The 20,530-nt window shown below is 40.7% G+C and carries 15 protein-coding genes and 2 pseudogenes; 4 read left to right on the top strand and 13 right to left on the bottom strand.

Going from position 1 to position 20,530, the window contains the following annotated elements:
- Position 1 precedes the first annotated feature (1 nt).
- From INE92_RS08935 to trpB, 10 genes and pseudogenes are all read right to left on the bottom strand, one after another.
- Positions 2-1,309 (bottom strand): IS5 family transposase, encoded by a 1,308-nt coding sequence (locus INE92_RS08935; protein WP_008771523.1) that lies wholly within the window; start codon positions 1,307-1,309, stop codon positions 2-4.
- A 114-nt stretch (positions 1,310-1,423) separates the two neighbouring features.
- Positions 1,424-2,023, bottom strand: a pseudogene (locus INE92_RS08930) (LruC domain-containing protein); the annotation flags it as partial.
- Positions 2,024-2,264: 241 nt separating this feature from the next.
- A complete protein-coding gene (locus INE92_RS08925; RefSeq protein WP_015530948.1) occupies positions 2,265-3,305 on the bottom strand; it encodes an asparaginase in 1,041 nt (346 codons plus the stop codon).
- A 221-nt stretch (positions 3,306-3,526) separates the two neighbouring features.
- Positions 3,527-4,297, bottom strand: a complete 771-nt coding sequence (trpA, locus tag INE92_RS08920) for a tryptophan synthase subunit alpha (protein WP_004316614.1) — start codon at positions 4,295-4,297, stop codon at positions 3,527-3,529.
- Between the two features lie 12 nt (positions 4,298-4,309).
- Complete coding sequence (locus tag INE92_RS08915) at positions 4,310-4,939, bottom strand: phosphoribosylanthranilate isomerase (protein WP_008022879.1); 630 nt, start codon at positions 4,937-4,939, stop codon at positions 4,310-4,312.
- A 26-nt stretch (positions 4,940-4,965) separates the two neighbouring features.
- Complete coding sequence (trpC, locus tag INE92_RS08910) at positions 4,966-5,748, bottom strand: indole-3-glycerol phosphate synthase TrpC (protein ID WP_004316611.1); 783 nt, start codon at positions 5,746-5,748, stop codon at positions 4,966-4,968.
- Between the two features lie 51 nt (positions 5,749-5,799).
- Positions 5,800-6,795, bottom strand: a complete 996-nt coding sequence (gene trpD, locus INE92_RS08905) for an anthranilate phosphoribosyltransferase (protein WP_004316609.1) — start codon at positions 6,793-6,795, stop codon at positions 5,800-5,802.
- A 4-nt stretch (positions 6,796-6,799) separates the two neighbouring features.
- Positions 6,800-7,366 carry an anthranilate synthase component II gene (locus INE92_RS08900; RefSeq protein WP_085929820.1) on the bottom strand — a complete coding sequence of 189 codons (567 nt, stop codon included), beginning with the start codon at positions 7,364-7,366 and terminating at the stop codon, positions 6,800-6,802.
- 133 nt (positions 7,367-7,499) lie between these two features.
- Positions 7,500-8,906 (bottom strand): anthranilate synthase component I family protein, encoded by a 1,407-nt coding sequence (locus tag INE92_RS08895; protein WP_015530950.1) that lies wholly within the window; start codon positions 8,904-8,906, stop codon positions 7,500-7,502.
- 48 nt (positions 8,907-8,954) lie between these two features.
- Positions 8,955-10,142, bottom strand: coding sequence for a tryptophan synthase subunit beta (gene trpB, locus INE92_RS08890; RefSeq protein ID WP_195436778.1), 1,188 nt, complete (start codon positions 10,140-10,142; stop codon positions 8,955-8,957).
- A gap of 359 nt (positions 10,143-10,501) precedes the next feature.
- On the opposite strand from trpB, the gene INE92_RS08885 reads away from it, so the two are divergent.
- Positions 10,502-10,642 carry a hypothetical protein gene (locus tag INE92_RS08885; protein WP_004300101.1) on the top strand — a complete coding sequence of 47 codons (141 nt, stop codon included), beginning with the start codon at positions 10,502-10,504 and terminating at the stop codon, positions 10,640-10,642.
- 79 nt (positions 10,643-10,721) lie between these two features.
- Positions 10,722-11,867, top strand: coding sequence for an iron-containing alcohol dehydrogenase (locus tag INE92_RS08880; RefSeq protein WP_008022874.1), 1,146 nt, complete (start codon positions 10,722-10,724; stop codon positions 11,865-11,867).
- A gap of 231 nt (positions 11,868-12,098) precedes the next feature.
- On the opposite strand, the gene INE92_RS08875 is transcribed toward INE92_RS08880, so the two are convergent.
- Positions 12,099-13,724, bottom strand: coding sequence for a PAS domain-containing sensor histidine kinase (locus INE92_RS08875; RefSeq protein ID WP_212702016.1), 1,626 nt, complete (start codon positions 13,722-13,724; stop codon positions 12,099-12,101).
- 338 nt (positions 13,725-14,062) lie between these two features.
- Between INE92_RS08875 and INE92_RS08870 the strand changes: the two genes are divergently transcribed.
- Both INE92_RS08870 and INE92_RS08865 read left to right on the top strand, forming a co-directional pair.
- Positions 14,063-15,922: an SLC13 family permease gene (locus INE92_RS08870; RefSeq protein WP_049702569.1), complete on the top strand. Its 1,860-nt coding sequence runs from the start codon at positions 14,063-14,065 to the stop codon at positions 15,920-15,922.
- A gap of 347 nt (positions 15,923-16,269) precedes the next feature.
- On the top strand, positions 16,270-18,612 hold the full coding sequence (locus INE92_RS08865) for an LruC domain-containing protein (protein WP_195436670.1): 2,343 nt from the start codon (positions 16,270-16,272) through the stop codon (positions 18,610-18,612).
- Between the two features lie 784 nt (positions 18,613-19,396).
- On the opposite strand, the gene INE92_RS08860 is transcribed toward INE92_RS08865, so the two are convergent.
- Both INE92_RS08860 and INE92_RS08855 read right to left on the bottom strand, forming a co-directional pair.
- Complete coding sequence (locus INE92_RS08860; RefSeq protein WP_195436669.1) at positions 19,397-20,044, bottom strand: GNAT family N-acetyltransferase; 648 nt, start codon at positions 20,042-20,044, stop codon at positions 19,397-19,399.
- Between the two features lie 169 nt (positions 20,045-20,213).
- A pseudogene (locus INE92_RS08855) lies at positions 20,214-20,436 on the bottom strand (Ppx/GppA family phosphatase); the annotation flags it as partial.
- Between the last annotated feature and the right edge of the window lie 94 nt (positions 20,437-20,530).

Raw genomic sequence — 20,530 nt, 5'->3', positions numbered from 1 at the left:
CTTAAAAAGTACTCATCTGCGGGATATTGCAAGAAAACAGTGTCCCGCAGATTTTTTCAACAAGTAGCCAAAGAACCCTCATGGCTCTTTTGAAGTTGTACGCTGCTGCGGCTAAGAGCAGATTGACAACATCCCCGAACACACCTTTATAAAAGTTGCGTCCTAAACGAAAGTCTGATTTCAAATGCCCGATAGTCGGCTCTATTCCTGCACGCTTGCAGAATAGCTTATGTTTCTTCTTGCGTGTGTAATAACTGTCTTTCCTGTTTGGAACATCGGGTATCAGTATCCCGGTGCCGCCCACCTCTTTCTTTCCTCTGTACCCCCTGTCCCCGGCCAACTTCCTGATCTTCTTTCCGGTAATGCGTTCCACCTGCCTGAGGGATTCTTCAATGGTATGCCCGTCATATTCATTCCGGAAAGACTTGGCACCCAGTATGACACCGGTAATTGAGCGGACGATTGAAACCTTGTTGCCGAACTCGTATTTCTTATGTTCTTTCCCCTTGCTGATACACTGCACCTCCGGTTCATGCAGGGAATAGATTTTCCCGGGAGAATTGCGCTTCTGTGAAAGCACCCGCTCAAAGAGGTCGAGCAGGGAGTCGTAGCCGTGGTTTTCTTTCAGGTTGCGCCTCAGTTCCCTGACAAGCCTTCCCGCAATGGTGCGCAGCCGCTTGTCCGCTTTCAGGGCCTTGCCACGGTTCTTGGGGTGGTTACGGAAACGCTGGTCACGGTAGATCTTCTTGAGGACAAAGGTATAGCTCTGGCGCAAAGGAAGCCCTAAGGATTTTACGACAGACAACACTTTGCGGACTATCTTTTTATGCAACTTCGCATCCGTGGGATAAGTCACGTTCTTTTCCTGTACCGTGGAATCGATGAAGGCCGTGCAGTGATGGTCCGGGCCGTCGTCCTCCTGATTGACGCGGATACTTTCTGACAGAATCAGTTCCATGCCATTTTCTCCGACACGCTTACGGAAGTGTACCAGTTCGCTTGCATTGCAGGGATAGGAAGGCGTGAATTCCAACATACCGCAAAAGTACTGGTAATAAGCATTCTCGCTCCATTGTTCAACAACCGATTCATCGGACAGGTTACGCACGTGCTTAAGAATCAGAAGTCCGCACATCAGGCGGATGGGTTTGGCCGGACGACCGTTGACGGCACAGTATAGCGGGGAGAAAGCTTCTTCAAAACGGCGCCAGTCTATCTTATTGGCAAGCAGGTATAAGGGATGCCTGGGATTCAGCTGGTCTGTCAAAGAGCTGAACAAGGAGGGCTGAGGGGTGGTCTTGTTTATCATAATAATCTGCAAGTTTTCAACCATAAAGATACAAAAACTTGCAGATATATCAAAGCAATTTATATATTAATATGTTGATTATTAGGCGTAAAAGCACATTCTAAGGGGCGACTAATTAGCATTACGCAGTAAAGTCGTTCCTGTCATTTCTGTAACTTCTTTAGCGTCAGATGGTATGGAAGAATAATCCGGCTTTTCAAATGCGAGACTTCTTGTAGCGACACCACGACTCATTAATGCTCTATTCTGTGCTGCAGATTCTGCATAATAGAGCTTACAGGTAATATTATCGCTGTTTTCCGGCACATCGAACTGATATACCTGTTCACGTCCTCTTGGGTCGGTTTGTTTCACGTAAATACCCTTTTGAGTGGGGAGCAGGCTGACAGCAGCTGTAAATTTAAAGTTGTTTTCTTTGTTAGCTGTCCTTGTAGCGAGTACGGAAGCATTTTCGTTAGTCAAAGGATCTTCTGCATATATTTCAATTAAATAAGCAAATTGCCCTCCTTCTTCATCTTTCACTTCGACTGAAACATTTTTTGTGGTTATCATGTTCCAATCGATATCATCGGGAGCAGCAAAGCCGTCTCCCATCGGGTTAGGTGTTTCATAAGACGGATCATAGAGATCCTTTCCGGAGTCCACACAACTAAACATAGTACCTGCTATTGCTATTGCAATAATGGGCACAAATTGAACTGTTTTCTTCATCATAATGTATTATTGCTTGATTGTTTGTAACCAAATCCATCACAAAAATAACTGCATATCTTTTATTGGAAATGTTTTTTCTGTTATTTTATAGGGTGAAAACAACTATACTTCCGTTTTGGTTCTTCTTTGGCTCGTTTAGGTTTGATGAAGTCTCGGTGATGATGAAGAGAAATCCCTTGATTTTCACTTTTATAAGACTGCTTAAAATGAAAATCAAAGGATTATATTAAGTGTATTTAATTTAAGACTTAGTAATTTCTCCTATTAAGCAGGAGTTCATTTTATATCGGATATCCTTGTTGGGTAATCCATGTCCCAATAAAAACATGAGCTTTGTTATGGCACATTCGGGAGTGCTGTCATATCCGCTGATTACACCTGCTTCCAAAAGGTGCATTCCTGTTTCATAACGTCCCATCTCTACTGCTCCGGAGGCACACTGTGTGATGTTGACAATGATAATTCCGCGATCGGTAGCTTCCTTTAGTTGGCGGATGAACCATTTCTTTTGCGGGGCATTTCCTGAACCGAAGGTTTTCATGACAACTGCCTTCAATCCGGGAACATGAAGCAGAGAAGTTACGATACTCTCTTGGATACCAGGGAAGAGGGTCAAAATAACTACATTAGTGTCAAATAGATAATGCGGCTTTAATGGTTTTGTCGGGTCCGGTTTCCGGATGAGATTAGGTTCATATTTGATGTGGATGCCTACCCGTGCCAAGGGTGGATAATTGAAAGAGCGAAAAGCGTTAAAATTCTCCGCATTAATTTTGGTAGTACGGTTGCCACGCATCAAATGATTTTCAAAGAAAATACAAACTTCAGGAACAATGGCCGTACCATCCGGGTTTTTGGCTGCTGCGATTTCAATGGCTGTGATGAGATTTTCTTTTCCGTCTGTGCGCAAAGTTCCGATTGGTAACTGGGAACCGGTGAGAATGACGGGCTTGCTTAAGTTTTCGAGCATAAAGCTTAATGCAGAGGCTGTGTAAGCCATCGTATCTGTTCCGTGAAGGATGACAAAACCATCAAAATAATCATAATTGTAATTGATAATCTTTACTAGCTTTGCCCAGTAAGCAGGTTCCATATCCGAAGAGTCGAGAGGGGGATCAAATTGGTAGGAAGAGATGCGGTAGTTGAATCTTTTTAGTTCGGGTACATGCTTAAGCAAATGATCGAAGTTGAAGTTTTCTAAAGCACCTGTTTCCGGATTCTCTATCATTCCGATAGTTCCACCCGTGTAAATTAACAAAACGGAAGGGGTTTCTGCTCTCATAATTGTTGAATTACTGTTAAAACGCTGGCAAAGATAGGAAAAAATAGTGATTTATGATTTATGAATTATGATTTATGAGTTTTCGAATGATTTTGTAGATTTATCATTCATGTGAACCTCCCTCACATCCCTCACACTTGATTAATTTATTAGAATTACCAATGCCCTGGATTCAACTGCTGATTCGCATAAATCATAATTCATAAATTATAAATCATAAATCATTTCACCGCTTCTTTTAATTTAAGGATGGCTTTTTCCGGGTCTTTTTCTTCTTCGAGCAGAGTAACGAACTTACTGCCGATGATAGCTCCGGAAGCGTGTTCGCAAGCTGCCTGGAACGTCGCTTTATTGGAGATGCCAAATCCTATCATCAACGGATTGTTCAGATGCATATCTTTTATTTTCTTGAAGTATGCCTGTTTTTGTTCGTTGAAATTCTGTTGTGCTCCGGTAGTTGCTGCTGATGAAACCATGTAAATGAATCCGTCGGTATGTGTATCTATTTCGCGTACCCGTTCTTCGCTGGTCTCCGGTGTGATGAGCATAATCACTTTGATGTTGTAGCGCTCGGCAATGATACGATAATGTTCTTGATAATCACGGAAAGGGAGATCGGGGATGATAACACCATCAATACCACATTCTACGCATTTACGGCAGAAGTTTTCAAATCCGAATTGCATGATTGGATTTAAGTACCCCATGAATACAAGTGGTATTTTTACGTCCTTGCGAATATCCCGCAATTGTTCAAAAAGAAGTTTTAAAGACATGCCGTTGCGCAATGCTTGGGTAGCGGCATTCTGGATAACAATGCCGTCTGCCATCGGATCACTGAAAGGAATACCGATTTCAATCATGCTTACTCCATGTTTTTCGAGTGTGCGGATTACATTGGCAGTACCATCTAAAGTGGGGGTGCCGGCACAAAAATAAATAGAAAGTATGTCTTTCTTGTTGCTATTGAAAAGTTGATTAATTCTATTCATGACGTTGGAATTTTAAAGTGATGATTTTAATTCGTTTAAAAATGTCCGGATACGCTCCGGATCTTTTTCTCCCGGTTTGGTTTCGAAACGGCTGTTGAGATCATATCCGGCAAGCCGGGGATGCTTGAATTCTTTCAGGGCATTGGCACTGTATGAGTTGATACCTCCGCTCAAAAGGAAAGGTACATCTCCGTTATATGTGTGTAATATGCTCCAATCAAATTGATTTCCCGAACCACCATATTGCTCGCATTTGGTATCGAACAGAAAAAGATCACAGACTTTTTCGTAGTCATACACCTTTTTCAAGTCTTTGGGGCGGTCTACAGAAAAGGCCTTGATGATTTTCAATCCGGTAGAATGTAAAGACCGGCAGTATTCCGGTGATTCATTTCCGTGGAGTTGCACATCATTCAGTCCGAAACGATCTGCATACATGCTGACCACTTGCTTGTCTTCATTGACGAAGACGCCGACACGCCGGGCATGAGTGGGCAGGTAAGCCGGAAGCTCGTAGACACATCGGGGAGATTTAGGATAAAAGATGAATCCCAGCATATCTATGCCTTCGATAGACTCTACGTCCTGTATGTTTTCAGCTTTTCGCATACCGCATACTTTGATAATTTTTCCGTTAATCATAGGGCTGTCCGTTTTGAATAATTAGTTTATTGAATGGCTTGTAGGAAATTCTGTAAAGTTTCTCCCGGTCGCTGTGTTTTCATAAATGTTTCGCCGATCAGGAATCCCCGGAATCCGGCTGCCCGGAGGCGTTTAACTATTTCCGGATCGGAGATGCCGCTTTCAGATACCAGTACCGAATCTTGAGGAAGTTGTCCGGCCAGGCGGAAAGAGTTTTCTACATCGGTGAAGAAAGTACCCAGATTACGGTTGTTGATACCTACCATATCTATTCCTTTGTTGATGTACGCCAGTTCTTCGGAACTATGAATCTCTAGTAGGACCTCCATACCTAATTCATGAGCTTTCTCTGCCAGTTCATTGCACTTTTCCGGTTCCAGTGCGGCTGCGATAAGAAGTACGGCATCTGCACCAACAATTTTAGCTTGGTAAAGCTGGTATTCGTCAATGATGAAGTCCTTTCTAAGAATGGGAATTTCCACCAAAGGGCGTGCGGCGCGGATATCTTTCAGGCTTCCTCCGAAAAACTTCTCATCAGTAAGGATGGAAAGGGCGGAGGCACCTGCCGCTGCATAGGAGGGAACGATCTCTTCCGGACGCGCTTCTTCTTGTATCCATCCTTTGGAAGGAGAGCGCCGCTTGAACTCGGCGATAATACCTGATGCGGAAGAGGCTAATGCCTGCTTCATAGAGCGGGGAGTCGGAGATTCGCTGATACCTTCCTGTAATTGTTCGATAGAAATAGCCTGCTTTTGCAGGTCAACTTCAAATCGTTTGTTTGCTATAATCTCGGATAATATATCTTTCATCAGTTCGTTTGTTTTTATATTTATAATCAGACTTGCTAATCGTAAATCAAATTAACTATTCAATTCGATGAATTTTTTTAGTGTTGCTAATGCACGTCCGCTTTCCAATGATTCTTTGGCAAGAGCAATACATTCTTCAATTGTCTTTTCCGGACGAATCACATGGATAGCGAAAGCGGAGTTGACTATCACTACATTTTTTTGAGCTTCCGTAGCTGTATTATTCATGATATGATCGAAAATCTTAGCTGCATCTTCCGGTGTTTGTCCGCCATCCAGATCAATATCCTTATAACGGGAGAAGCCGAGGCTTTCGGGAGTGTAAATCTTTTCATGATCGCTGGTTGCCACTTTAAACTCATTGGTCAGAGAAATCTCATCATATCCGTCAAGGCTATGAACAACGGCAAATTTCGTCTTGCTTTCCTGATAAGTATAGGTGTAAAGGCGAAGTAACGGTAGATTGTAAACTCCTAACAATTGGTAAGCAGGTAATACCGGATTTACCAATGGACCTAGCATATTGAAGAAAGTGCGCACTGCCAATCCTTTACGAACCGGAGCTACTGCTTTTAATGCCGGATTGAATAAAGGGGCATGTAGATAAGCAAGATTGCATTTTTCCATGCTGCGACGCAGTTGGTCTACATCACTGGTGAATTTTACACCGTGTTGCTCCATTACATTACTGGCACCACTGACCGACGTTGCTCCATAGTTACCATGTTTCACAACCGGGAAGCCGGCTCCGGCAACTGTAAAGCAGGAAGCTGTAGAAATATTGAATGTGTTTTTTCCGTCACCTCCGGTTCCTACGATATCAATCGGAGCGAAATCACTCAAATCGACCGGAATACGCATTTCCAACAGTGCGTCACGGAAACCGCATAATTCCTCTACGGAAATATTACGCATCAGAAAGACGGTGATGAGTGAGGCCACTTGCACATCGTTATATTTCCCTTGCGCGATGTTCTGTAGAATGGTGCGCGCTTCATCGCGTCCCAAATATTGATGTTCGAAAAGTTTGTATAGAATCTGTTTCATAAGTTTAATCGTTTAAGAAGTTTTTGATAATTTCTTTTCCTTGCGGAGTTAATACTGATTCGGGATGGAACTGAATACCATGTACATTATATGTTTTATGGCGGATTGCCATGATTTGTCCCTCCTGGCTTTCTGCTGTTATTTCCAGACAGTCCGGAAAACCTTCCCGGCTGACTACCCAGGAATGATATCTTCCGACAGGGATTTCTTTTCCTAATCCTTCAAAAAGCAGGTCCTGACGAATGATACTTACCGGAGTTTGTACGCCATGATATACTTCTTTGAGGTTTTCCAGACGTGCTCCGAAGGCTTCGCCGATAGCCTGATGACCCAGGCAGACCCCCAGAATGCTTTTGGTCGGAGCATATCTCTTAATAATAGGTAGTAACAAGCCGGCTTCTTCGGGTATGCCCGGTCCGGGAGACAGGATGATTTTATCAAAACGATCTACTTCATCAAGCTCTATCTGGTCGTTGCGGACTACTTCTACATCTGTAGCCCCTAATTCTTTCACTACATGCAGCAGGTTATAAGTGAAAGAGTCGTAGTTATCTAAAAGTAATATTTTCATTTTTATTGTCATTGTAAAATGGTTGTTCAAATACTATTTCTGCTTTTCTGCCTAAAGAAATAGAAGCGTTTAGGCAACGGGAATCTTTTTTCAGGGAACAGCAATTATTTTTTAGGCTGACTATTTGGGACGGTTAATTTTTTAATTTGACAGCTAAATCAATTGCTTTTTTCAGTGCTCCCAGTTTATTGTTCACCTCTTGCAGTTCGTATTCATCTTGGCTGCGTGCTACGATACCTCCTCCGGCCTGGAACCAGAGTTCGTTGTTGCGGCTTACAAAAGTACGGATGGTGATTGCTTGGTTTAATTCGCCATTCAATCCGATAAAACCGATACAACCACCGTAGGCTCCACGATTATGTGGCTCGATTTCACTGATTAACTGCATAGCGCGTACTTTGGGGGCACCGCTTAACGTACCGGCCGGGAATGTGTCAATAAACGTTTTTATTTTGTTGGCGCCTTCATTCAGCATACCGCTGACACGGCTTACCAAATGAATAACATGACTATAATATTGCGGTTCCTTATAGAATACCACACGTACGTCATGGCAATTACGTGAAAGATCGTTTCTTGCAAGATCAACCAGCATGACATGCTCTGCATTTTCTTTAGGGTCGGCCAGTAAAGCCTCTGTCAATTCGCGGTCTTTTACTGTGTCTCCCGTGCGACGGGTGGTTCCGGCAATCGGATCAATGTAGGCACGGCCGTTTTCGATTTTGCAATGTGTTTCCGGCGAAGAACCAAAGATACGATATCCTCCGAAGTCGAAGTAGAAAAGATAAGGAGAAGGATTGATGCTGCGGAGTGCGCGATAAACTTTGAAATCATCTCCGGCGTATGGTTGGATAAATCTTCTGGAAAGCACGATTTGGAAAACATCTCCGCGCATACAGTGTGCGATTCCTTTGCGCACATTTGCTTTGTGCTCTTCGTCGGTGATGGGGCTGGTTACGGGGCCTGTTACAGAGAAATTGTAGGAAGCATAATTCCGGTTTTCGATGGCTGCTTCCAGTTCCGGCAAACCGCTTTCTTCTCCTTCGGACAACATTTCAACTAATGTCAGTTCATTTTTGAAATGATTGAAAACAATGACATACTTATATAATATGTATAGTAAATCCGGAGCATCGTTTTGCTCATCATGACTTTCTTTCACCGGGATATGCTCGAAGTACTTCACGGCATTAAACGTCGTATATCCGTAAAGTCCGCATACATTCTTATTATCTCCGGTCACCTGGAACTGATTGATAAACCGGTTCATGGCCTTTTCTACATTGAATGTTTTTGTCAGCGGTTCTTCCGTACGGCTATTATCGGGATAATTGGCAGTGGCAATGCCACCGTTTACACCGATGCTTGCCAAGGGACAAAGGGCTATAAATGACAGGGAATTTTCTCCGGCATGATAATCGGAACTTTCCATTAATGCGGATTGAGGATACATGTCGCGCACTTTCAGATAAATGCTGACGGGAGTATGCATATCTCCGAGCACTTGTTTGCTATGGGTAGTATAATTAAATGTTTTCATTTCTATAATTGCTTGATTATTGATTGCGAATGATGGTTGACTAATTATTTATAGCTGTTCGTTAAACGACAAATAGGTTTCAATATCTTTGTCTCCTCGTCCCGAAACAGTCAATACAACGATATCTTCCGGCTTGAACTTCAATTTTTTCAAAGCTCCTAATGCATGGGCGGATTCCAATGCAGGGATAATACCTTCGAGTTTGGTTAGTTCGTAGGCAGCTTCTATCGCTTCGTCGTCGTTGATTGCCAATACGTTGGCACGGCTTTGGGCGGCAAGGTTAGCGTGTATCGGACCAATGCCCGGATAATCCAGTCCGGCGGAAATGGAGTATGGTTCCTCTATCTGTCCGTCCTCGTTTTGGATGACATAGGTACGTGCTCCGTGGATAATTCCCATTTTGCCGAGTTGGATGGTAGCGGCGGTCATTCCGGTTTCTATTCCTTTACCTCCCGCTTCCGCCAGGATAATGCCTACCCGTTCGTCGTTGATATAATAATAAATCGTTCCGGCAGCATTACTTCCTCCTCCCACGCAGGCTATCAGATAATCCGGATAATCGCGTCCTTCTTTTTCTTGCAGTTGCTTTTTGATTTCTTCGCTGATAACAGATTGCAGACGTGCTACCATGTCAGGGTAGGGATGAGGACCTACGGTAGATCCGATGATATAATAAGTGTCGGCAGGATGACAGCACCAGTCGCGGATCGCTTCGTTGGTTGCATCTTTCAGAGTCATGTTGCCGGAAGTAACGGGGATAACGGTGGCTCCCAACATTTTCATTTTCTCTACATTGATGTGCTGGCGTTCTACGTCCGTCTTTCCCATATAAACGATACATTCCATATCCATCAATGCACAGACGGTAGCTGTTGCTACTCCATGTTGTCCGGCTCCGGTTTCGGCGATGATACGCTTCTTTCCCATGCGGCGTGCCAGTAAGATTTGTCCGATGGTGTTGTTGATTTTGTGAGCACCTGTATGATTCAGGTCTTCCCGCTTTAGATACAACTTGCAACCGTACTTTTCAGAAAGGCGTTTGGCCAGATAGAGTGGGGAGGGACGTCCTACGTAGTCACGTAGCAACTGGTCGAACTCCTTTTTAAAATCTTCGCTTTCAATCACTTCGAGGTACTTATTCGTTAGTTCCTCAACACATTTGTGGAGGATTTCCGGTACGTAAGCACCGCCGAATTCTCCGTAATAGCCATCCTGGTCAACTAAAAAACTTTTCATAATCCTATCTGTATTTTTATGTTATTATTGAATCTGTTTTGAAACGGGTAAATAAAAAGAGCCCTGTCGCAGGTTGCGACAGGGCTCTTTCAAATTTGTTATATCTTTAATGAGGTATATACATACGAGCACTGCTCCCTTACGACTGTCGGAGTTGTAACGGGCGCCACCACCAATATGTATTTACTAACATTGTTCTCATTGTCTTTTGTAATTTTATGGGGGCAAATATAGACACTTTGTTTGAAACAGCAAACAAAATATGACTTTTTTTCTCTTTTGCCTTCATTTTTCTGATATAGAACAATTTTCAACCTGAACTGTTCTTATAAATATTGAATATTTAAACAAAAACAATTATGAAACAGAGAAAAGTTTTAGTAGGTATCGCTATTGCCATTTTCATTATATTATTATTGTATTGGTTATTGGTAGCAGAGGATATGAAACCCTGGTTGTCGGCTATGGTTCCTTCCGTGGCACAACAATTCTTTGCTTGATTCTGACAGGCTTCGGATAAATCATGTATCTTTGCAAGGATAGTGACTAATAACCAAAATAATAACAATAGACTAAGATATGGAAAATTTTATTTTTCAAAATCCTGTGAAACTAATCATGGGAAAAGGGATGATTGCCCGGCTGGCTAAAGAAATACCGTCCGACAAACGTATTATGATTACTTTTGGCGGCGGAAGCGTGAAGAAAAACGGAGTGTACGATCAGGTAAAGGAAGCATTGAAGGACCATTTTACGGTAGAATTTTGGGGAATCGAACCCAATCCTGCCATCGAAACTCTCCGTAAAGCGATTGCTTTGGGAAAAGAAGAGAAAGTGGATTATTTGCTGGCTGTTGGCGGCGGTTCTGTTATTGACGGTACGAAATTGATTTCCGCAGGAATCCTGTATGATGGTGATGCCTGGGATTTAGTACTTGCCGGACGCCCGGTAACTCATACTGTACCTCTTTCCACTGTATTGACTTTGCCTGCTACCGGTTCGGAAATGAATAACGGAGCAGTTATTTCCCGTCGCGAAACGAAAGAGAAATATCCTTTTTATGCCAACTATCCAATCTTCTCTATTCTTGATCCGGAAGTAACTTTTACCTTGCCACCTCATCAGGTAGCTTGTGGATTGGCTGATACCTATGTTCATGTGATGGAGCAATATATGACTACTTCCGGACAGAGTCGCGTTATGGACCGTTGGGCAGAAGGTATTCTACAAACTTTGGTGGAGATTGCTCCGAAAATTCGTGAAAACCAGCATGATTATCAACTGATGGCTGATTTTATGCTTTCGGCTACAATGGCATTGAATGGATTTATTGCTATGGGAGTGTCTCAAGACTGGGCTACTCACATGATCGGGCATGAAATTACTGCTTTGCACGGATTGACACATGGCCATACGTTAGCCATTGTTCTTCCTGCCACGTTGCAAGTGCTTCATGAAGAAAAAGGGGATAAGCTTTTGCAGTATGGTGAAAGAGTTTGGGGAATTACTTCCGGTACAAGAGAAGAGCGGATTGATGAAGCAATTTGCCGTACCGAAGAATTTTTCCGTTCACTGGGACTGACTACACGTTTGCATGAAGAGAACATCGGACAGGAAACTATTCTGGAAATCGAACGCCGCTTCAATGAACGTGGTGCTAAATATGGTGAGAATGGAAATGTAACAGGTGCTGTTGCTCGTAGAATATTAGAGACTGCACTTTAGGCACACTCTTACATGAAGTTTATAGAATAAGAAGGTTTCCGAAAAATCCTTCTTGCTAAATAAAATGTGTACCCTAAAAGTTGGATATAAAACTTTTGGGGTACATTTCATTAGTAGTGGTAATAATGTAAAGTAGCGGGGCAGTATTATCATCTTACAGGGTATACTTCATAATCAGTAGCAGTAGAAAGAATGATTTTATAAATCCAAGGCTTTTCGGTATTCTGCTTACTATTTCTCAATTTTCTCTGTTCTTGGAATTTTGAACCAGAAACAAGAACCTTCTCCTTCTTTAGATTCCGCTCCGATAACTCCTCCCAGCCGCTCTACTATGACACGACAGATGGCTAGTCCGAGACCTGTTCCTTTAATAAACGAATTCAGTTTGACGAAACGTTCGAACACCTTGTCTATTTTGTCAGCAGGAATTCCGATACCTGTATCTTTTACATAAAAGTATATTTCATCACTTGCTTCTTCAATCCGGTATCCCATTTCGATAGAACCTTTGGAAGTGAACTTTAAGGCATTGTTTGTAAAGTTGATGATAACCTGTGATAAGCGTATGCGGTCTGTATTAATAATACATTGATTTGCTCTCTCTGTGAATACGATTTGTACGTCCGGTGAAGAGTTTTTTTCTTGCATTTGTCTGCAAATACCTTCCATCAGTTCATTAATGTCAGTTTGCGCAAATGTGAATTCCATAGTACCGGCTTCGATTTTGGAAAGATCCAGAATATCGTCTATCAGTTGCAATAATAAGATGTTGTTGCTGGAGATTATTTTCACGAACTCCTGTTTCTCTTCTTCCTCTTCTGTCTGGCAAACCATTTCGGAAAATCCTACAATTGCGTTTAGTGGGGTTCGTATTTCATGGCTCATATTAGCTAGAAAGGCAGATTTCAGTCGATTGGATTCTTCGGCTTTTTCCTTTGCCTCTTGCAACATTCTGTTCATTTTTAGTTTTTCTGTGATGTTTTCAAAACGAAGTAATCCGCCAATAATTTCAGTTTCTTTTTCGTCGCCAAAAACGGGAGTTGCGGTCACTTCAAAATCTACATTGTCTACTCTGATTGTATGTCGGATTATTTTGCCTTGTTCGATTGCTTTCTTGAAAGCACATTGTCCACATGGTTCATTACGAAGTGCACTGGTCTGATAGCAAATTTTTCCCGGTATGTATCGTCTTCCTTTTACCAGGCTGGCGATTTGTCTTGTTTCTTCCCATTGCACCCGGTAATTTTTATCAATATAGATAAGCCCGAAGTCAATACTTTTTAGAGCTAGTTTCTGCTTCTTCAATGCTTTTTCCAGTTCTTCTTTGGCTGCAACCAATTCTCTTTCATAATTCTTGAGTTGAGTGATCTCCCATCGGGTTGCCAGTAGCCATCTTTTTTCCCCTTCCCATGAAATAATTGATTTTACAGCAATCGTATCATGGGTGATTCCATCGGGAGTGATATATTTTTCTTCTTTGCGGTATACTTTGCCTTCTTGTACGAGTTCTTTGTCGATATTCCGGTATTTTTCTCCTCTTTCTTCTCCGTATATTTCGTAGTCAGTATGTCCGATGGCTTCTTCACTACTGATACCGGATTGAACGGCTGATTCTTTATTCCAGTAATAGTATCGGAAATCATTTGCAATGTCTTTTACGAAGATCGGAAAAGGAAGGTTGTCGAGAATATCAAAAGAAAAACGATAGGAATGATTGGTCTTTTTAATCGTTTTTTGTAATTTACGGATTCTATATAATAAGATGCTGATGATAAGGAGTAAAATAATTACCAGTAAATAATTATAACTCCAATATGCTTCACTAATCCAAGAAATTAACAAAATATTGTTTGCCATAAAATGTTTGATATAAATAAGGTTGTAAAGATATGAATTGTTCTCTGAATTATCAAAAGATAATACATAAATATATTGATTTTCAACCTTATATTGTGACAGTGTAATAAAATGTGATGGATAAATGGGGACGTATGGTGTCTTTTATTTCCTGTATGGTATGATATTTTGCTTAATTTTGATTCTTTTTTTAGAGGTAAAATGTATTAAAATATTAAATGATGTCTCATGAACTAAAATCATTTCTAATTTGTTTTAATAACGCTGGAGTATTTTCTATTTTTGTTCACCTAAATTAGTTTTGATAGAGTCAAAATAAAACAATCATTTAATTACGTATGCTGATAACCATTATTATTCTCGTTCTTTCGGCTGTCTTTTTCGTGAACGGCAAGGTTCGTTCGGATATTGTGGCGCTATGTGCGCTGATAGCCTTACTTGTTTTTCAGATATTAACTCCTGACGAGGCACTCTCCGGTTTTTCCAATTCGGTAGTCATTATGATGATCGGATTGTTTGTTGTAGGAGGGGCTATTTTCCAGACGGGACTGGCAAAAATGATTAGTTCCCGAATTCTTAAACTTGCGGGAACCAGTGAGATCCGGTTGTTTCTATTGGTGATGTTGGTGACTTCTGTCATTGGCGCGTTTGTCAGTAACACAGGTACGGTGGCATTGATGCTTCCTATTGTTGTTAGTCTGGCGATGAGTGCCGGCATGAATCCCAGCAGGCTGTTGATGCCGTTGGCTTTTGCAAGTAGTATGGGAGGTATGATGACTCTGATTGGTACTCCGCCGAACCTTGTGATACAGAATACGTTGACTTCCGCCGGACTTGAGCCGCTTTCTTTCTTCTCTTTCCTGCCTGTCGGCATTGTCTGTGTAATTGTCGGTACACTGGTTCTGATGCCGCTTAGTAAATGGTTTCTTTCTAAAAAAGGCCAGAAAGATGATAATAAACGTTCGGGCAAGTCATTGAAACAGTTGGTTAATGAATATGGACTTTCCAGTAATTTGTTTCGTTTACAGGTGATAAAAGATTCAAGGCTTTTGGGGAAGACAATTATTGATCTGGATATTCGCCGTAAATATGGTTTGAATATTATGGAAGTTCGTCGTGGTGATGCATCGCAACATCGTTTTCTAAAAACGATTACTCAAAAGTTTGCTGCACCGGACACGATGTTAGAAGTAGAGGATATTTTGTATGTGACTGGAGACTTTGATAAGGTGCAACTCTTTGCGGAAGATTACCTGTTGGAGATCTTGGGCGACCATGCAACGGAAGAAACAAAAAGTACGACTAATTCGCTTGATTTTTATGATATCGGTATTGCTGAAATAGTATTGATGCCATCTTCTAATTTGATAAACCAGACAATTAAAGCAGCTGGTTTCCGTGATAAGTTTAATGTGAACGTATTGGGGGTTCGTCGTAAAAAGGAATATTTATTGCAAGATTTGGGGAATGAGCGTATTCATAGTGGTGACGTGCTTTTGGTGCAAGGAACATGGAATAATATAGCCCGTCTTAGCAAGGAAGATGCTGATTGGGTTGTTTTGGGACAACCTTTGGCGGAAGCGGCTAAAGTTACGTTAGATTATAAAGCTCCGGTAGCAGCTGCTATTATGGTGTTAATGGTGGCAATGATGGTTTTTGATTTCATTCCGGTAGCTCCGGTTACAGCCGTTATGATAGCGGGTATATTGATGGTGCTTACGGGATGTTTCCGCAATGTGGAAGCGGCTTATAAAACGATCAACTGGGAAAGTATTGTATTGATTGCTGCCATGCTCCCTATGTCTCTGGCATTGGAGAAAACGGGAGCTTCGGAATATATTTCCAATACATTGGTGAACGGTTTGGGATCATATGGACCGATTGCATTGATGGCAGGTATTTATTTTACGACTTCGTTGATGACGATGTTTATTAGTAATACGGCTACCGCTGTTTTGCTTGCTCCGATTGCTTTGCAAAGTGCCATACAGATTGGAGTCAGTCCGGTTCCTTTCCTGTTTGCCGTGACGGTAGGTGCAAGTATGTGTTTTGCTTCTCCGTTCTCTACGCCGCCTAATGCCTTGGTGATGCCTGCCGGACAATATACCTTTATGGATTATGTAAAAGTAGGATTGCCATTGCAGATTATTATGGGAATCGTGATGATTTTTGTATTGCCATTGATTTTCCCCTTTTAGTCTTTGATTTTTATCTTGTCAGTGGGGGAGATGAAAGAAATAGAGATTTGTAGCGCTGAATCTTTGTCTTTTTATGAAGAGTTGCATATTTCCATGCAACTCTTTTTTTGCTGTATACTATTGAATAAATAGTATTAAAATTTTAATATTCAACGATATAACTAACTGTCTTCTAATATAAATAATTAGAGTGAGGCGCTTTAAAAGATGTTAACTGCAAATCGGAAAATGCAATGTAATCTGTATAATGTTTATAAATACAATTATCTTTGTGCGTCATTGCTGGTTATTGATTAGTAGTGATTTATGTTTTTCGCAAATAAAACAAACTAAAGCATTAAAAGATTATGAAACAGAACATTGCAAAAGTATTCACTTTCTCGTTGTTGGCGTCTTCCATCAGTTTTATCAGTTGTGTTGATAATGAGAAAAACCTGTTTGATGCAGATCAACTGAAGCAAATTTACGAAGAAACTTTTCCTGTAAAAAACATCGATCTTGATGGTGATTGGACAGTGTCACGAAGTGTGATAGCGTGTGTGTCAGTTAATGGAGATCAGGGAGTAGATTATAAGATACAAATATTTGATGCCGATCCATTAAGTCCGGGAAGTACAGCAAAACTCTTAGCGGAAGGAACTGTCAATCAAAGTACGACTTTGAATGTGGTGATGGATTGTGCAACAGCGCTTGATAAGGTGTTTGTTGCACGCATAGATGAGCACAAACGCTATCTGGTTCAACCGGCAGCGATTGAAAACGGCACAGTGACAGCGCATTTTGGAGACAAAGGTACACCAACACGTTCTATGTCACGAGCTGTGGCGACTAGTATACCTGTTATGGAGGCTCCTTATACTGCTGATTTTATTAGTGCTAAAAAGGTAACTGCTACTGTCGTTCAGGCTGGCTGGGATTTAGGGGCAAGTTCCGGATGGGCCGGTAATTATAAAGAATATCCTGTTTTTACAGAAAGTGAACGTTGGTTTAAGATTCCGGATGGTACTTTTAATGGTGGATTTACCACCTCTGGTGTCAGTGGCGGAGCCCAAGCTGTGAAAGTAATTGTTCCTCAAGGAAGCACATGGGTTATAGAAAATAGTAATCAATTTTCTAATATCACAGAAATTATAGTTGAGAATGGTGGAAAGATAGAGGTCGCTAAAAATGGGAGCCTGGTATTAACTCAAGCTTCTTATATAACTGTGATGCAGGGAGGAAGTATTGTAGGCGACAGAGGTATTCAGATAACAAATAGTTCGGCCGGGCGTACGAACTATAATGCCGGTACGATTGATTGTGACTTTTTGAAAATTGATGGAGGGGGAAGTGGAGTTGATTTTGTGAATTATGGAACACTTAAACTGAATTCTTATAATGCTTCTACCAATGGTACCACATTGATAAATCATGGAACGATTGAAGTTGAAAATATAGATGGTAACAACAATACTAATATTAAAAACGGTTGTTATCTGAAGGCAGGAAAATTACAGTTTGGTACACTTGTTATGGGAAATACTTCCGAAGCTATTTGCAAAGAATTGACGGGTAATGGAAACAATAATAATATCGTGATGGAAGCGCAATCCATGTTGACTTGTACGGGCAAAGCTAATTTATTCAGAACAGTTACCGGTCCGACACAAGGAACTGCCTTATTAAGAATTCACACAATAGACAATACTGCCGGTTTGGCTCAATCTACTTCTAAAGTAACTAATAATATCATTTGTGAGATAACAGATCAAACATATAAAGGCGAAGCACATTATGACTGGTCTCCTTTTGCATGGTTAGTAAATAAAGGATTGCAGCAAGGTGCTACCTATTGTAACCCGGGCAAAGCAGAATTTATACTTCCTGCTGACGGTGACTGTATTAAAGAAGGATATAACTCTGATGAAGAACCGGATGATGTAGAGATCCGATATGAGATTTATTCTTATGCTTTCGAAGATAACTATCCGAAAGCAGGCGATTACGATTTCAATGATATTGTGTTGAATGTAACTTTGCCTGCAGCCGGTAATGACGTGAAAGAACTGAAATATAAAATCGACCTTCGGGCGGTTGGTGCCGTGAAACAATTAGGTGCTGGTTTGAGAATACGAGGAATAGACAAAAATAATGTAGAAGAGGTAAATTTTGGTGCAGGTGCCGCTCAACGTACTGGCTCATTAAATTCCGGGATATTTGAAAATGCATCTTATGAAACGAATGGTAATGAACTTGTGATTCCTTTATTTGGAGACGCACATTATATATATGGATATACAGGAACACAACGTCCCATGTTGAATACAGGGAATGCTAGTACCCCTCTGACCGATATATACACTCTTGAAGTGAACGTCAAACTTAAGAATGTAATATCTGTCCCTAGTGTGACAGATGGTTTAGACTTCTTCATTGCTTATCAGGGGATAGGTCAAAAGAGAACGGAAGTCCATTTGACTCATTTTAATTCGGCTACGGCGAATGGGCAATTGGCAGATAATGAAGTGCTCGAAGTAATCAAGGCAGTTAATAATACTTGGGCTCTTTGTGTTCCTGATAAATTTGCTTATCCAACAGAAACAACAGTGATAACGAATGCATATTCTAAATTTGCAGATTGGGCACACGATCAGAGCTCAACCACAGATTGGTATAAGACTGTTAGTAGTGACAAGGTGATTCAGTACTAAACTTTTCGTCATCTCTACACTTTTTACATAAAGTTTTAGAATCCCTGATTATACTGACGATTGTTTGTGTAATCAGGGATTTTGCTATCTCACATGTTTTGTTATTTCTCTCTGTTAGCAAGCAAAAACCTTTAAAATGCTGAAAATTTTGCTTGTTTTGTACAAAAGCACCGTGTTTCTCATTGAAAAGCATCGTTATATTTGTGAAAAACATAAGGATAAAGTAAGCAAAAGATGCGGATAATGTCACCAAAAGCTATGGATAGAGTAAGCAAACCATTGGGATAGTGTCGCTATGTCGTAAATATTGTTAGTATTTTCTACTTTCCTTCCATTGGCTTTTCTATTTCGGTCTTTGATAATGATAAATAGAAAAGAATAAAAGGGAACTTTATTGGTATAGATAATATCTCTTTGGTGGTAAAAAACTTGATGACGTATCAAAAAGTGTATATATCGTGCCTGATTATAGAATAACGATTTAAGCAAATTCCTCTACAGTGGCAGAAACTCTTTATTCCAATAAAAGGGAGGAAAGAAACGATTCCTGGTAGATTAAGAATTACAAAGTGTCAATGGTGACTTTTTGTAAACTATAGTTTCTATAAGATAGGTTTCATCAATTGTTAAGGCATTTTTTCTCTCTGTCCCAATTATATATTTTAATGCTTTGTAACTATGAAGAGACAAAGAATAGTAGCTATGTTAAATAATAGTTGCTTGATGGCATAGCACGATAGAACTTCCGTAATGTATAAATCAAGCGATTTAAGGTTGAATAAACTTAAATCGCTTTTCTCCGCATCACTACTATCTGATCGAACCGCTTTTGTGACGGAGTGCCAACTATAATTTCCTTTGGAGGGAATCGCTTATCGAACTCATTAGCAGCTGATTTATCGACCTGATATATTTCATCTTCTATGTAACGTCCTTTAGCGTTGGCTAAAGCATTATCATATAATTCATAAACATGAAGAGCTGTGGCATACATATTATCTTCGGTGCGAATCCCTAATGTTTCAGCAGGAATGAATCCTTGCCGGAGGTAATAATCCGGGTCACCGCAAAGTAAAATGGCACGAAATCCCATATCGAAAGCTCGTTCTTTGGTCAGCGCAATCATTTTTCCTCCAATACCTTTCTGTTGATATTCGGGAAGAACAGAAATGGGCCCCAGACTCAATACTTCATATTGGTTACCGTTATCCGCCATGATAAATGATTTAAGGCAGACCACATTGCCGACAATCTTGCCATTAAGTTCTGCAACAATATCGAGTTCCGGTACAAACTTTGGATGGTTACGCATGATATGAAGGAGATAATGTTCGTCACATCCCGGAGAAAAATGATTCCAAAAGGCTTCCCGTGTGACATTTTCGGTTTCATTATAATCCGAAGGTTGTTCAATTCTAAGTTTTATATCCATCTTATCAAATATATAGTTACACAAATATAGAGAACAAAATTTGAATATTTACCTCTTTAAGGACGAATCTGTACATTATAGCAAGATGAGACAAAAACTCCCGATACAAAGTTTGAATATACACTAGTATCAGGAGCTTTGTGTATTGATACATCAAGATTGTAGAGAATTAAACTTTGTTCATATTTTGCGTGTACAGACTATTGATGATACCGTCGAACAGTCCGATGGTAGGTACAATAATTCCGGTGGCTTTTATATGAGTAGCTATCTCGAGAAATATTTCAGCAGCAGGTACAATAACATCGGCCCGGTCCGGTTTCAACTTATATTGCTTGATACACTATTCGGTAGAGAGCTTTCAATGTTTCATATATATCTTGCAGTGATTTTTTTTATTTCACTTTGTTTCATACTGAAAGGGAACTGTCTAAATTTTCTGCAAAAATATCAATGCGAGATGTAATCGTCATAACGATATTATTA

The organism is Bacteroides xylanisolvens, from assembly GCF_018289135.1.
GTDB lineage: Bacteria > Bacteroidota > Bacteroidia > Bacteroidales > Bacteroidaceae > Bacteroides > Bacteroides xylanisolvens.
The sequence above is the reverse complement of the archived record's forward strand: the minus strand, read 5'-3'. Positions and strand labels throughout refer to the sequence as shown.